Origin of the sequence: Rossellomorea aquimaris (assembly GCF_000935355.1) — a bacterium.
GTDB classification, from domain to species: domain Bacteria; phylum Bacillota; class Bacilli; order Bacillales; family Bacillaceae_B; genus Rossellomorea; species Rossellomorea aquimaris_B.
Map to the genome: position 1 here is coordinate 516,743 of NZ_JXZC01000001.1, position 14,084 is coordinate 530,826.

Genomic DNA, 14,084 nt, shown 5'->3' on the forward strand with positions numbered 1-14,084 from the left:
AGTCTTTGATTTTTGCTCACGGGGAAAAGCTATCCGCTTCCGGTCCTTAGTACATTAAAATAAAACCTGAATTATTCATTTGTTAAAATACTCCTCGAAAGGATGGTTTAATTGATAGATCGCACTATTTTTGAAAATACGGTTGAATCATTACGTAAGAAACACCAGCTTCCTGGAATGTCAGTTTGTCTGACTGATTCAACTGGTGAGGACTATTTGAAAGCAGTTGGAGTTCGACAATCCGATTCATCTTTACAGTTAGAACATGATGACCACCAACGTGTGGGAAGCATTACAAAAATGTTAATCAGCATTCTTATATTGAAACTACAGGAACAAAGACAACTTTCACTTGAACAAACGGTTGACTCAATCTTTCCAGGTATCCTCACCCATGGCAGTCGAATAACCGTCCGTCATTTGCTTCAACATAGAAGTGGTCTGAAGGACTATATTTGGTTGGATGTCGCAGGAACGACATGTATCCAACATGCAGTTTCCAGTCTTTTGGATATCTTTCCACCTCAAAGTCTCGTTAGACTGATTACCAACCATGACCTCGAATTTGAACCCGGTACTGAATATAAGTACTCCAATACTGGATATATTTTGCTTGGTATGATTGTGGAAAAATTGTCGGGAAAGTCAATTGAAGACATTATTGATCAGTGGGTCATCCAACCTCTTCAATTGAAAAGGACATATTTCCCTTTAACGAATGAACTAAGACCTCCATTTGCAAGTGGTCATTCTAAAGCAACTCCAGATATGACAGAGCTTTCTGATGAAGTGACAGAAATAAACAAGCTCAATACATCCATCACCTGGACTGCAGGAGCTCTTGTTTCTAACCCTTTTGAAATTCAAACGTTTATGAAGGCTCTATTCAATGGCACGCTTTTATCAGAGGAATCCATGAAAGAGATGCTGCATTTTCACGAAACCGATGATGCGATGCAATCCTATGGACTCGGATTGCATCAATATACATTTGCTAATGGGGTACAAGCCCTTGGTCATCAGGGTGGAATTCATGGATACGAATCAGTGACACTCTACTATCCTGACCATAAAGTGTTTTTGACCGTGATCGTAAATCAGATGCCTGTTGGAGTCGTTTCGATTGCAGGTCAGTTGTATCGAAACGTTTTTGAGTGTGATAAATAAATATATTTCCAATTAATCAAAGAAAAACGCTCAGAGGTTTTTGAGCGTTTTTTTGTGGGCTAAATCTAGATGACTCAGATATTTTTCTCCCGGATTTGCTTACGGATATTTTCTAATTCTTCAATAGTCAACTTGTTTAGAGACTTTTTTATCTCATCCTCAATCCGTTTTTTATTTTTCTCCTGGTACTGTTCCCACCAGTCACGGAGATCTGCCGTATTTGTCAGGAGGTATTCAATGTCAATTTCCTCAATCTCGTCATCGGATAAATAGTTTAATACAGCTGCAAGCATCTGTTCAAGTTTATCAACATTTTCTTTTTCCTGTACCTGTTCTTCCGTTTTCTCAGTTGAGGAAGCACTTTTACGTGGCATTGTATCCCTCCTGAAGTGGTTTTATTGATTCTAGTATTGCCTAAGGGGTGTATTGGGTAAACGTGAAAAATCGTCCTTGATAACGACAATTTCCTCATCCTTTTTTATTCCAATTTATAGTTATCAGCATCTTCCTTCATTTCTTGTAAAACCGTGGGAATCTATATTTCCATAACTAACTTGGCGAAAATAAGATGTTAACTAAAGTGAAAATAGTTGTTATTCCAACAGTTTTAGTAAGTTCACGCCGATTAAACGACCGTTTTTCTCTTTTGTCCGCCACCCTTTTCCTTTGTAAGGTTAACTTACCTAGGAATTCATAGAGAGGCGCGTCGATCAGAAGGAACGGTATTGGAACCATTTGAAGAGCTTTATGCAAAATATGATTTAATGATTCACAAACTGATTCATTCATTGAACATATACAAAAATAAGCCTGAGTACTATCAAACCGGACTCATAGCTCTTTGGGAGGCACATGAAAACTTTGATCCAGAAAAGGGTGCCTTCCCTGCTTATGCATATTCATTTGTACGCGGAAGATTATTATCTCAATTAACCAGTGAATTCAGGAATGAAGATAAAAGTATTTTCAAAGAGGCGGACTTTTTTGAGATTATCGAGGATGAGCAAGCGAATGATCAGCTGGGGCATGAATTACTCCTCTCCTACTGCAATGGTTTAACTGAAAATCAGAGAAAATGGGTGGTGTATACATGTGTGCACATGTTGAGGGTCAGTGAGATTGCCGATGCAGAAAATGTATCCATTTCCGCTGTAAAGAAGTGGCGAAAGGGAGCGAAGGAGAAGATTCAGGGAATGTTGGATAAAGAAGAACACTAGAGATGATGTGAATGAACCATTTACGAGTATAAAAGAAAGGCCAGGTTCCAGACTTGGCCTTTCCTTGATGATATATTTAGATTTTTACTTTTTTCACTACAGCCATTTCCCTGCCAAATCTATCCCCTTGGTCAACAAAACCCAGACTGGCATATAAATGATGGGCCCCTTCATTATCAGGATGATAACCCACAACAATCTTAGTTGCTTTAAGGGTTTTAGTCATTTCTTCCAACATCAGTTCAGTTGCAGCCCTACCGATTCCCATCCCCTGATAATTTTTATCCACCATGATTCGGTATACCCAGTAAGCATCGAGTTCTTCCGGAACTGAGTTGTACATTAAAAACCCCACCACTTTATCATTAAAATAGATGGCAAATGGTTTTAAGGTAGGCTCGAATTTCGATTGTGCAATCGATATGGCATTTGACTCGATAAATGCCTGCTGATTTTCTGATATTTCTAACTGACAGCAATCGTACCAATTTTCTGCGTCTAACTCTACTATTTTAACACTGTTTGTATTCATTCATTTTCCCCTTCCAATGTGCTGGGGGCGAGCCTGTTGATTATGTGGCATACCCATGTTGTTTCCATCTAAATCAGGCTTTGTATAATGGCCATAATGTACCCTTCCTCAAAACAAAAAAGTTTTTCCGGAATTTTTAGATTATTGAATTATACCATTATATTAAATAAAAAAGTTATATTTTCTATTAAATATTATCATGTCACCTCTGATAAGAATAAAATTTTAAGGGTGCGAGTGGATTTTTCATTCTCTCACCTTCAACCCCAACAAACTTGCAAACCCAATTGCCTGCACAGGTGACACCTCACAACCAAACAAGTTTTCAGGTGAAACATTGATTTTTGTATATGTACAAGTACTAATATCAATTCCATTAAGAACTGTTTGAGTAAATTCTATCTCATTCAAATCGCATAGATTAAACTTCACTTTAAGAAGCTTGCAGTCTGCATAATTTGCATGCTGCAAGGAGCTTTGACTGAATTGCACCTGTTTTAATCGCGCTTCGACAAAATCAATCATATTCGCAAGGCATTCATCAAAAGTGACATTCACCAGATTGGCACTAGAAAAATTCACACCCATTAATTTGCATTCTTTGAACGTCACCCGATGAATGATCCCCTCACTGAAGTTTGCATTTGATAAATCGCAGTTCTCAAAAACCACATCTGTCATATCTACTCTCGGAAAAGAGGAACCGATGAAAGAAACATTTTTGAAGACAATTTTAGATAAAACCAGCTGATCGATATCTTCTTGATCAAGCCTTGCATTTTCTATCCTGCAATTAGATAGAAATGGATCTTCTTCATAATATACAGCTTGAAAATTAGCGGATTCCAATCGAGTTGGGATTTTAGGAGATTCTATTTTAAAATTTTTCATCATGATTACACCTCAACTATCTCATTCGTTATAAGGAAACTATAGCATGTAGAAAATTGAATGGTAGTCTTGGATTTTTGGTGTGGGTGTGTCTCGCAAAATATATAAAAGGCAGGTGCAGTACTTCTATTAATAGCTATACTGAGTTTCAGCTTTTACATTTCTCTTACAATCGACTCACCTTTTGTTTGTTCATTATCAGCCATTGCTCATGAAATTCGATTTTTTCTCAAATATCACCTTTGTAGTGGAATTAGATTCTTTTCATCAATCAAGTTAAAATAGAAATTAAAGATTAGAATAGAGGTGCCCCATATGAAAGTAATAGAAACAAAAAGACTCATCCTCCGGTGGGTAGAATTCAGTGATGCTGAATTCATTATGAAATTACTAAATGAACCTGGATGGCTGCAGTACATAGGTGACAAGGGTATTCGTACATTAGATGATGCTGTGGATTATATAATGAATGGACCAAGAGCAATGTATGAGCGGGAAGGGTTCGGGCTTTTCTTGACGGAACACAAGGAAGAGCAGGCTCCGATTGGCTTGTGCGGGTTAATGAAACGGGAAGGTCTTGAAGATGTGGATATCGGTTTTGCATTTCTCTCATCCTATCAATCAAAGGGATATGCCTTTGAAGCCGCGACGGGTACATTGGAAATTGCCAAGAAACTAGGTATAAAAAAACTGGCAGCGATCACGACAAAGGACAATGGTTCATCTTCTAGATTGTTAGAAAAACTGGGTATGCACTTTGAAGGTTATGTGACTCTTCCAAATGATACAGAAGAACTGAAAAAATATGGTTTAGACATCTAAAAATTAATATAAAAGAATGTCTTGAGGTAGTTAGTGAATCAAAGAGATCCATATACGGGTTAAGAACTTGTGTATAATGATCGAGCCAGAAGGACAGTTGATTACTTGTATAATATTGATTAATAAAAAGAGCTGAGAATCACAGATTCATAGCTCTTTTGGGATAAGCGTGGAGATGCATCAAGATTTATTTAGTTTCATCAAACTTTAGTTACTTTTCTCCATAACCGCAAAGTAATTACCTTCATGGTCTGCAAAGTTAAACACTCTTCCAGAGGGCATTTCTACTATTTGTCCGACTGTTATATTTTTATTTGATAAGCTATTATGTAATTCATCCAGGTTGTTTGAGAACATCATTAAGGAAGGGGTGCCAAGATTTAATTCAGGCTCCATTTCAGCGATGAATTCCTTATTATGGAGAACGATACTTGTTTCCGCATCTTTAGTGGGAGCAATTTCAATCCACCTCATCCCTTGACCATTATCTTCTTCAGCTATGACAGTGAAACCTACTTTTTCAATCCAAAAATTCACGGCTTCATCCTGGTTACTCACGTATAACATAATTTGACCGACTTTGCTGATCATTACAATCCCTCCTTTTAAAGTATGTTTCAATTATATCACTAAATAAAGGAAACGTTTACAAATGATTAAACCTACATTACATGTAATGTAGGTTGTAAAGGTTTACGTGTACAGTCTACCAATATATTCAGATTGAGGCCGGTATATTGTATTGTTTTCAGCTTGTTCCAGAACATGAGCCGTCCACCCTACGATACGACCTGCCGTAAAGGTTGGTGTAAAAAGTTCAGATTTAAGAGCGACTGACTTCATTATGGCTGCTGCATAGAACTCTACATTCGTGTAGAGCTCCCTCCCCGGCTTCAATTCATTTAACACGTCAATAGCTGTATGCTCCACATGCAATGCAAGGTCCAGATAGCCATCTTCCCCCTTTGATTCTATTAGTCTTTTTCTTAAAGCAATTGCTCTTGGATCATGTGTCTTATATACACGATGTCCGAACCCCATCAGTTTTTCTCCATTAAGGACTTTCTTTCTAATGACTTTATCCGCATTTTCCGCTGTACCTATCTCATTAAGCAGTTCGATAACGCCTGATGGTGCCCCTCCATGAAGGGGTCCTTTCATTGTCCCAATCGCTGCAGTGATGGCAGAGACCATGTCAGATTCAGTAGAAGATGTGACTCTTGCTGAGAAGGCAGAAGCATTCATACCATGTTCAAGTGTCAGGATCATATATGTTTCCAATGCATCGACGACTGCTTTAGAGGGCTTGCTGCCAGTTAACATGAATAAATAATTTTCTACGTGGTTAAGGTTATCATTAGGTTCAGTCAATGGTTTGTCTTCCACTAAAGATTGTCGATATGCAATGATGGTTGGAATGACGGCTGTTATTCTTATAGCTTGGTCAATAGTAGGTGTCCAATTGTAAGCAGGTATTCCTTCAGAAGAAATAGCTGTTCTCAATACACTCATCATATCCATATCCTTGGGAAGCGTCTTAATAATCTCTTTCATGGTTCGTGATAAGGATCTATTTATCACCAATTTCTTTTTTATTTCATTCGTTTCTTCCTTTGCTGGTAAGTGCCCATACCATAATAAGAATGCGACCTGTTCAAATGACAAGTTGGTTAGATCACTAACTTCATATCCCCTATAGATAAGCAACCCTGCTTTGCCATCAATATGACTGATTGTCGTTTGTGCAGCCACGATTCCCTTTAATCCTTTAGTAAACATTGCAATCGTCTCCTTTTTCTTTATTACAATTATTGTATAATGGTTTTATAATTAAGAAAATTAAATATATTTAAATGATTTGATTATTCCTATTAATAAGGGTGAAGGAAATGGAACTAAATCTGTTAAAGACATTTATTACTGCAGCTGAATGCAATAACTTCAGGAAGACCGCTGAAAGGTTATACATATCGCAGCCATCCGTTACTGTACATATTAAACAATTAGAAAAGGAACTCGGAGTTTTATTGTTTGAAAGAGAAGGAAGGAAAATAAAACTGACAGAATCAGGTAGGTACTATTTAAACCATGCCCGCAGAATCATTTCCGCTTATGAAGAAGGTATCACTGAGCTTCAGACTTTTAATCAGGGGTACACGACAAAACTAAGAATCGCTATATCTCCATTGATTGCTGACAACGTATTACCTTTTGTTTTAAAGCAGTATATAGAAAGCCATCCTCAAGTCGAGATTTCTGTTGAAATTATTGAATCGGTAGATATTGAAAAAGCTGTTCTTACGGAGAAAGTCGATATTGGTCTCTCATGTATTCCTTGTTTTAGTCCTGAGCTTGATTCTACATTACTATTTACTGATAAAGTTATTCTGGTAGCCCCCCATGACGGACGAGATTTTGAGTCGGCTTTCCCTTTAGACGAAGAGGAGTTATTAGCCTCCAATTACTTATTAACACATAATCACCCTGCTTACTGGGATGATTTATGCAGCACGATTAAATTATTCTATCCGAAAACCAGGATGATGAAAGTTTCTCAAACTCATATTACCAAGCGATTTATTGCGGAGGGACTTGGCGTATCGTACCTCCCTTCTTCAACCGTTAGAAGGGAGCTGCTTGAAGGATGGCTTTTGGAAGTTGAAACGAATGCTTTTCCATTGCCAGAAGCTAAAACGTTCGCCATTACAAAATATGTTCATAAAAAACAGAAGGAATTTTTGACTTTTTTATCTCGTTACAGAGTATAAACACAGCAGGGATCAGCAATCAGTTGTTTACTAGAAAAAATACTACACGGAAAATATCCATTACATAACAAATCGCATAATCCGGCATTCATGCACTGCTTTACGCTTTTTCTCATTCAACTTCTATAATCAAATAAAGTAAGCCTAGTGACCTGTCACTAGGCTTACTAAGTTTCATCTGCACCGATTTTTTATCCTTGCCTTCTTTTTTACTGGATTCACATTATTTCAATCTTCTTATAAATACTTTTCCATTCGAATATCAGACCACTTTTTACTGTTCCAATATGTAAAGTCTGCAATCCGGCCTATTTCCTGATAGCCAAGTTTTTGATAAAGCTTTCGAGCATTAGTATTGAACTCAAATACTCCCAATTCTATTCGTTTAAGTCCTTCCTTTCTAACCATAAGTTCTAAGTAGTTTATTGCCTCTTCACCAATTCCTTTTCCACGCCCTTCAGATTCACCAATCGTTATCCCGATCCAGGCAGTTCCTTTTTCCTTTTTAAAAAGGTGCTCAGGGTCGACCATGTAATTCATTTCTCCTATCAGCCGGTTATTAAGGTGGATCAGGTATATATGATGATGTTCTAAACGTTGTTTTAAATCCAGTAATGTCAAATTCCCCCGTTGGTCCAATTCTTCCTGATTTTTATTTGGGCGTGTTAACGGAATTAATTCCGGGTTGTTTTCCCATTTGTTTAATGATTCTACTATTGATGTATCGGGTTGGATTAGCTTTGTAAAATAAATATCCATAGGTTGAAGGTTCCTTTCGGTAATTATTATCCTCTTTCAAACATTCAATTGATTAATTTGTATGGATTGTTAAATTGGTATGTTATGCTTTAATTAATCAAATTTCTGAAGGCTTAGGGATTCCGGCCATTGAAAATCTGGTTTCCAATGGATGAGAGGTGAGGTTATGGAAGCGTTAAATGAAGTTAAATTAGTAACGTTAGAAAAAGGCCATGTCTTTTATCAATTTCAGGCAGAAGAAGCCTACATTAACAACCTGATGTTATTTATTCGCTCTGGATTGGAGAATAATCAACATATGCTGATCATCGAGAGCATGAGAAACATCAACAAGGTCAAAAATAGGATAAACAGGATATTTAGTGTTGAACAGCGATCCTCCATTTATTTGGTTGATAACTTTGATTACTATTTTTTAAATGGTGACTTTAATACTCAAAATATTCTTAATCATTTCAAAAAAGATATTGCCACTATCAAAAACCTTAACACTTCCATCAGAACCTGGGCTAATGTCGAGTGGACCTCTACTGAACCAGATGCTGAAGTACTTAAGAAATTTGAATCCATTGCAGATGATTACGTCCTACAAGAAGGTTTACTTTCTGTCTGTGCCTATTCAAAAAACGTTTTATCAGATACTTTGATAAACACTCTCGAACAGGTGCATATGTATGTGATGACTGATGATTCTATTGGCTTTTCCAAAGTTTATTTAAAATAAAATCGTATAAAAAAAGATTCGTTTTTCTTGCGGGTCTCTTTTTTTGGTTTTACCCAGACGCTTCTCTGCTAAAATACTTTTTTTGTAAATACTGACCGGCTGGCATAAAAATACCTTCTTTATTTACGTATTATGAATAACCTTCACATCAAACCTTACTATGTATAATTCCTGATATGTAATCAACCCTCCTTATTTTAACATCATCTTCCTAAATATTCTTCACTATTATTATGAAAGTGTAATCTTACCAATGTTCCGCTTATTACCACTTCGGCTCAACAATGATGATGCGTTTTAATAAGGCCGAGTCAACACATTGAATCGCACAAATACAGTCAAGGTCAATCTCAACACATGTCGATGTTTTAATTAGTTTCATGACCTCACACATGGACTCTACGTCCTCACCGTAAATATCCAATGGTCGTAAGAGCGAAACGGTGGCACAGCACGTATCCTCATCTAATTTTTCAAGTCGGAAATAGCTTGTTGTAAAACAATCCTCTGCCTTTTCTTTTTCACATCCGGTTATGATCAGCGGTCCATCTTTCTTGAATAATGTAAAAGGAATCGTATCAACCCCGACTAAATTTGAAAGTAATTTTCCGAAATAAGGAGTCTCGGAATGATTTATATAATCCTGCAACTTTTTCAATTCATTAAGGGCAGTGCATATACATTTAGCATTCGGCATCCCACTTTCTTTTTCCAAGTCCCTCACTCCAATCTGTCCTTTACCCATAGTTTATCGATACAAGGCATGATTGGTGCATCGAGGATCACAAAATGGAACTACTTACCGGACCCATTTTTCAAGTACAGACAATATGGCAGCATTCTTTTGGCCACTTCAAACTCACGATGCCTGGAGCCAGGTCTCCAATTCACTTCAAAAATCCACAGCCTTAAATTTTGATCAATTCCTACGTCAATCCCCAATTCATCGAATGAATAGGGATAAAGCGTTTCAAAGTGAGCAGGAAATGCTGACGCAAAGGTTTCAAGGCTTCTTTTTAATCTTTCTGCCTTATCCCCGAACTCCTCCTTCAAAAATGGAATCCATTCACCTCGATACCCGCCACTGCTGATATTGCTGATTTTTTTTCCGTTTCCACTGATTCTTGGATAAATCAGATTGGTGACCCACTGACCTTGCCCATTCTTCTGCACATGAATTCTGAAGTCGTACGTTAATCCGGCTTGTGTTAGACATGATACAAATGGCTGAATTAAGAAGTTCCTGTCTTTAATTAACTGCTGAATCCAGTTATTGAATTCTTCACGTTGAAATTTTCGAGTATGAATACCCTCCATCAACAGGAAATGATCTGAATCCTTTTCTAAAAAAAAGACATCTCTCCCATGATTCCCTGAAAAAGGCTTGATGACAAGTATTGAATGATCACGAAATAAGTCATGGACTTCCTGTACACCGTTCAGCTTAAAAGAAGGTATCAGATTAGACTGAAACTCCTCTCCTTTCATCACCTTTTGATATACTGTCATTTTATTCCCTACAGAATGACTGGTCAGGATGGTCTTATTCTTGAGACGTTTAAGGATTGACGATTGCCTTTTAGTTTTCGGACTGCTGCTATTGATGACGACGTCAGGAAATCCCATTTTCTTTTGGATCCATTGGCCCTTTTCATAAATCCAACCCTGTATCACCTTCTCATCAAAATCCACTTGTTGATAAGAAAAATAAAAGAACGAAATCCCTTCCATCTTTGCAACTGCTGCGTATGCATAGGCCTTTTTTACATCATGTGGACGCTTGCGGTAATGAAGCATTCCTACGAGCACCATTTAATCTCCCCCTATAATGGCTCTAGAAAAAACCTCAATTCCTTGGCTGCCTTTATGGCAATTTCCTTGGCAGCTTTAATGGAATCAGCAGCAGCTATAATACAAGCATATCGGTTTCCCATTGATTTTGGGGGGACCAGTACGCTCCCTTTTCTAGGTTTCACGTATACGTATTTCACACCATCATGCGATGATGCACGATTCCTTCCTGTCACCTTCAAAAGTCTCCCCGAGGCGTTCACCGTTACATACTTCGCATAGGCAGGTTTAGTGAATGCAGCTGAGGTGTCAGGAATCTGCCCAAGATTCATCCTGATGATTTCCCTGATCAGGTTGATCCCCGTCCCTTCCTCAATCAGCCGATTCATCAAACCTCCGGACATTCGGGGGTTCATTTCAATAAGCTTCCATTCCCCATTTACATTTCTCATTTCCAGGTGACAAGATCCATTTTCAAGCCCTATACACTCTACGATTTCAATGATGCGATCATGAAGACCTTGAAACTCATGAGCATCTAATTTAGCCGGAAAGGCATAACCTGTGATGATGAAACTTGAGCCAAGCTCTTGTTCCACTACTGCAATGATATTTACTTCCTGCTTGTATACCAGCACTTCAATCAAATATTGAGGACCCTCTATAAACTCTTCTATCAATAGATTCATATCTGGATGCTTCCTCCTTAATAGGTTTATCCCCTCCGAAAATTCACTCGGCGTCTTTGCCAACATAATATGTTTCGATCCATTTGATATAGAAGGTTTTATTATGAGAGGCCATACATCTCTCTGACCTAGATTCAAATCGGACATTGATTCGTTCATGGCAAGCGTAGAAAAAGACAGAGAACTGGGGAGATGGTGAAGGTGTTTACGGACATTTGCTTTGTCTTCCATAATGGATAGGGCTTCTACAGACGCAGGAAATAACCCTAATTCACTGGAAATCCTGCTTGCATATGAAACAAAGGGATCAATCAAGCTTAAGCATGCAGAGAGGTGATGGCCAAGTTGTTGTAACGAATGTAAATTATTTAAAAGTTCGTCCTTATCCAAGAGATTTTCCATGTATAACATTTCATCCACCTCAGGGAACTCATCCCTTTGGCTTATGAGGTTAGATCGATCCGTTATTAAAACCGTCACATATCCCATCTCTTTGGATTCTTTTAAGGCTTCTCTGCTGGTACCTGACTTATGACTTCCTATAAAAACGATCGTTTTCATGCTGTCCCGCCCATTTCTATTTCAGTATCAAGAGTCCATTTATTTTAATGTATTCCTATAGTTTGTCAGCATTGAATCTTCCCATAAAAAAACCGACCCTGATGAGTCGGTTCCATCATGATGAACCTCGTTTTTCGTAAAGAAAAGAAGCATACCCTATCGGAGTGGAATGAGTCTTCTTCCATTCTTCCTGCATGTCGGCGTTTCTGAAGGTCACTCTTAAATCTCTCCCGTTGCATTCTATGAACATTGGAAACCCTTCATTGGTCAAGCCGATATCGAGGCCCAAATCTGCCATCTTTGGAAGCTCTTTTTCCAGCTGCAAAGCGACATTCAGTGATAATCGTTTAATATCTTCAAATACTTGATCTTCCTTAAGATGAGGCAAATCCTGGAGTAATTCAGGTAAGGAGTAACATGATCCTCCACGGGCTACATTCGTTAGGTACCAATCTTTTTTTGCTACCTTTCCTACAACACCTGACACCTGCCATTCACCTGAATCATTTTTTTGTACCGATACCCTCAGGTCGAACACTCCTCCCTTACTTTTGGCAAGGGGGATTCGCTTTTGGATGATCGTACGGGGATTTGCTATTAGCTTTAACAGAAAGAATGGCCATGTAGTCGAAAACCGCTCCTTTACCATTTCTTTCTGTCGTCGATATGAGAATTCCCATTCTTGATCAGAAAGCCTCGACAATTTCGCTATTCCAAGGCCCAATGAGCCGCTATTCGGTTTGATGATGAGTTCATCGTATTTATCCATCATCATCTGTAAATTTCCCTTACCGGCTTTAACCGTTTCAGGTATATGGGGAACCAACTTCTTATTCATCCTGAGGATGTTATTGATCCTTATTTTCTTATAACGATTTTTCTCATTAAAGAAGACAATTCCCTCTTCTTTTAATTTCCTCATTTTCTTTTTTGCTGAAACTTTTCCCGTAAATGTGCGATTATGGATAATTGGGGGTTTTGGAATTGGAGTTAGAATATATGTTCCTTCCTCACTTAACACATATGCCATGATTGTATCTACACCTGGCTCAATGTCCTTGAATCGAAAATAACAAGGAATCAGATTATACTGTTCCCCTGCTTCCTCATAAAAAGAAAGATTCTCATAATAGGTTTTTCCTTTTTTTATCCCATTGAATACAACTGTCCCCACCATAATACCTATATATTTTTCCAAGGGTCTTCCCCTCCCATCAGGTTTTATTATCACTTGCCTTCATGTTAAATAAGAATCGGGGTCTATCAAAAACAAATGAAGCCACAGGTTTAATGAAAATAAGAAGGAAGAAGGTGAGTGTAATGCAGAAATGTAACGAGGCTTTTTATCACAACTATATTCAAATAATTCATGCATGGTGTATTTTACTTGTGTTTATCAACAAACTTCTTATAATCATGTGTCATGGCGATTTTACGTGAGGTTCTATATAGATATCGTCTTGATGGGCGCCATGTATGGGAATGGGTTTCCTTCCTCATGATGGCATAATGATATCGGCTGGAGGAGCATATTTTGTACCCAGCCACTTTACATCTTTTAAGAAAATGCAAGCATTCCCCTACGTTTTTATTTCCAAATGGGATGAGTTTCAGAAGCCTTTTGGTTGTAAAGATAGTAGCCCCCTGAGGAACATGGACCCTTTTCATCTCACGGCCTGGAAAACGCAGTCTTAACTCCTTTTGATCAATCATATACATAAAGCATGTTCTCTTTCCGACGACCGCTGCATTAAACTTCTTCATAGTAGCCATGGCTTCCGATAAATAAAGGGGACCGTAGTAATCATCATCATCCATTTTCGCTATATAAGGGTATTTTGCTTTTGTCACACCGATATTCAAGCATTTTCCCAAGGTCATCTCTTCAGGCAGCTGAAATACGGATACTTCAGGGTACTCTGAGGCTTTCTTCAACCAATACCCCAAATCCATAGAGTCCTTGTTTAATAGAATGATAAGCTCCTTTTTTCCCCACTGCTGGTTCTCATAATTGGCAAATAGGTTTTCCATACAATCGTCTCGATTAGTCGCTGCAATGATGGAGATCCCTTCAGAAATCACTATTTCATGCTCTTCGCTCACGTTACTCACTCCTTAATGAACTCTTCCTTTTATCTTATTTCCTGTCCTACTCTATGATTC

16 protein-coding genes are annotated in these 14,084 nt (G+C 38.0%); 5 read left to right on the plus strand and 11 right to left on the minus strand.

Annotation, left to right across the window (positions count from 1 at the left end; translation table 11 throughout):
- Positions 1-111: 111 nt before the first annotated feature.
- On the plus strand, positions 112-1,167 hold the full coding sequence (locus TV75_RS02715; protein WP_044337132.1) for a serine hydrolase domain-containing protein: 1,056 nt from the start codon (positions 112-114) through the stop codon (positions 1,165-1,167).
- A gap of 74 nt (positions 1,168-1,241) precedes the next feature.
- Here TV75_RS02715 and TV75_RS02720 read toward each other — a convergent pair whose 3' ends face one another.
- A complete protein-coding gene (locus TV75_RS02720; RefSeq protein ID WP_044337133.1) occupies positions 1,242-1,541 on the minus strand; it encodes a hypothetical protein in 300 nt (99 codons plus the stop codon).
- A gap of 351 nt (positions 1,542-1,892) precedes the next feature.
- Between TV75_RS02720 and TV75_RS02725 the strand changes: the two genes are divergently transcribed.
- Positions 1,893-2,384, plus strand: coding sequence for a sigma-70 family RNA polymerase sigma factor (locus tag TV75_RS02725; RefSeq protein WP_044337134.1), 492 nt, complete (start codon positions 1,893-1,895; stop codon positions 2,382-2,384).
- A gap of 76 nt (positions 2,385-2,460) precedes the next feature.
- Here TV75_RS02725 and TV75_RS02730 read toward each other — a convergent pair whose 3' ends face one another.
- On the minus strand, positions 2,461-2,916 hold the full coding sequence (locus TV75_RS02730; protein WP_044337135.1) for a GNAT family N-acetyltransferase: 456 nt from the start codon (positions 2,914-2,916) through the stop codon (positions 2,461-2,463).
- Between the two features lie 246 nt (positions 2,917-3,162).
- Complete coding sequence (locus TV75_RS02735; protein WP_052504401.1) at positions 3,163-3,810, minus strand: pentapeptide repeat-containing protein; 648 nt, start codon at positions 3,808-3,810, stop codon at positions 3,163-3,165.
- A 312-nt stretch (positions 3,811-4,122) separates the two neighbouring features.
- Here TV75_RS02735 and TV75_RS02740 point away from each other — a divergent pair, with 312 nt between their 5' ends.
- The gene (locus TV75_RS02740) at positions 4,123-4,629 is read left to right on the plus strand and encodes a GNAT family N-acetyltransferase (RefSeq protein ID WP_044337137.1); all 507 of its coding nucleotides are present in this window, start codon (positions 4,123-4,125) and stop codon (positions 4,627-4,629) included.
- A gap of 207 nt (positions 4,630-4,836) precedes the next feature.
- Here the strand turns inward: TV75_RS02740 and TV75_RS02745 are convergent, their stop codons facing one another.
- Positions 4,837-5,220: a VOC family protein gene (locus TV75_RS02745; protein ID WP_044337138.1), complete on the minus strand. Its 384-nt coding sequence runs from the start codon at positions 5,218-5,220 to the stop codon at positions 4,837-4,839.
- 102 nt (positions 5,221-5,322) lie between these two features.
- Positions 5,323-6,408 (minus strand): citrate synthase/methylcitrate synthase, encoded by a 1,086-nt coding sequence (locus TV75_RS02750; protein ID WP_044337139.1) that lies wholly within the window; start codon positions 6,406-6,408, stop codon positions 5,323-5,325.
- A gap of 110 nt (positions 6,409-6,518) precedes the next feature.
- On the opposite strand from TV75_RS02750, the gene TV75_RS02755 reads away from it, so the two are divergent.
- Positions 6,519-7,397 carry a LysR family transcriptional regulator gene (locus TV75_RS02755; RefSeq protein ID WP_044337140.1) on the plus strand — a complete coding sequence of 293 codons (879 nt, stop codon included), beginning with the start codon at positions 6,519-6,521 and terminating at the stop codon, positions 7,395-7,397.
- Between the two features lie 237 nt (positions 7,398-7,634).
- Here the strand turns inward: TV75_RS02755 and TV75_RS02760 are convergent, their stop codons facing one another.
- On the minus strand, positions 7,635-8,156 hold the full coding sequence (locus tag TV75_RS02760) for a GNAT family N-acetyltransferase (protein WP_044337141.1): 522 nt from the start codon (positions 8,154-8,156) through the stop codon (positions 7,635-7,637).
- A 166-nt stretch (positions 8,157-8,322) separates the two neighbouring features.
- On the opposite strand from TV75_RS02760, the gene TV75_RS02765 reads away from it, so the two are divergent.
- The gene (locus tag TV75_RS02765; RefSeq protein WP_044337142.1) at positions 8,323-8,880 is read left to right on the plus strand and encodes an MEDS domain-containing protein; all 558 of its coding nucleotides are present in this window, start codon (positions 8,323-8,325) and stop codon (positions 8,878-8,880) included.
- Positions 8,881-9,145: 265 nt separating this feature from the next.
- Here the strand turns inward: TV75_RS02765 and TV75_RS02770 are convergent, their stop codons facing one another.
- The 5 genes from TV75_RS02770 to TV75_RS02790 all read right to left on the minus strand — a co-directional run bounded on the left by TV75_RS02770 (position 9,146) and on the right by TV75_RS02790 (position 14,024).
- A complete protein-coding gene (locus tag TV75_RS02770; RefSeq protein WP_052504402.1) occupies positions 9,146-9,595 on the minus strand; it encodes a CotY/CotZ family spore coat protein in 450 nt (149 codons plus the stop codon).
- An 80-nt stretch (positions 9,596-9,675) separates the two neighbouring features.
- Positions 9,676-10,692, minus strand: a complete 1,017-nt coding sequence (locus tag TV75_RS02775) for a YheC/YheD family protein (protein WP_044337143.1) — start codon at positions 10,690-10,692, stop codon at positions 9,676-9,678.
- 11 nt (positions 10,693-10,703) lie between these two features.
- Entirely contained in the window at positions 10,704-11,921 is a 1,218-nt protein-coding gene (locus TV75_RS02780) for an ATP-grasp domain-containing protein (protein ID WP_044337144.1), read from the minus strand.
- Positions 11,922-12,036: 115 nt separating this feature from the next.
- Entirely contained in the window at positions 12,037-13,119 is a 1,083-nt protein-coding gene (locus TV75_RS02785) for a YheC/YheD family endospore coat-associated protein (RefSeq protein ID WP_052504403.1), read from the minus strand.
- 185 nt (positions 13,120-13,304) lie between these two features.
- The gene (locus tag TV75_RS02790; protein ID WP_044337145.1) at positions 13,305-14,024 is read right to left on the minus strand and encodes a glycosyltransferase; all 720 of its coding nucleotides are present in this window, start codon (positions 14,022-14,024) and stop codon (positions 13,305-13,307) included.
- Between the last annotated feature and the right edge of the window lie 60 nt (positions 14,025-14,084).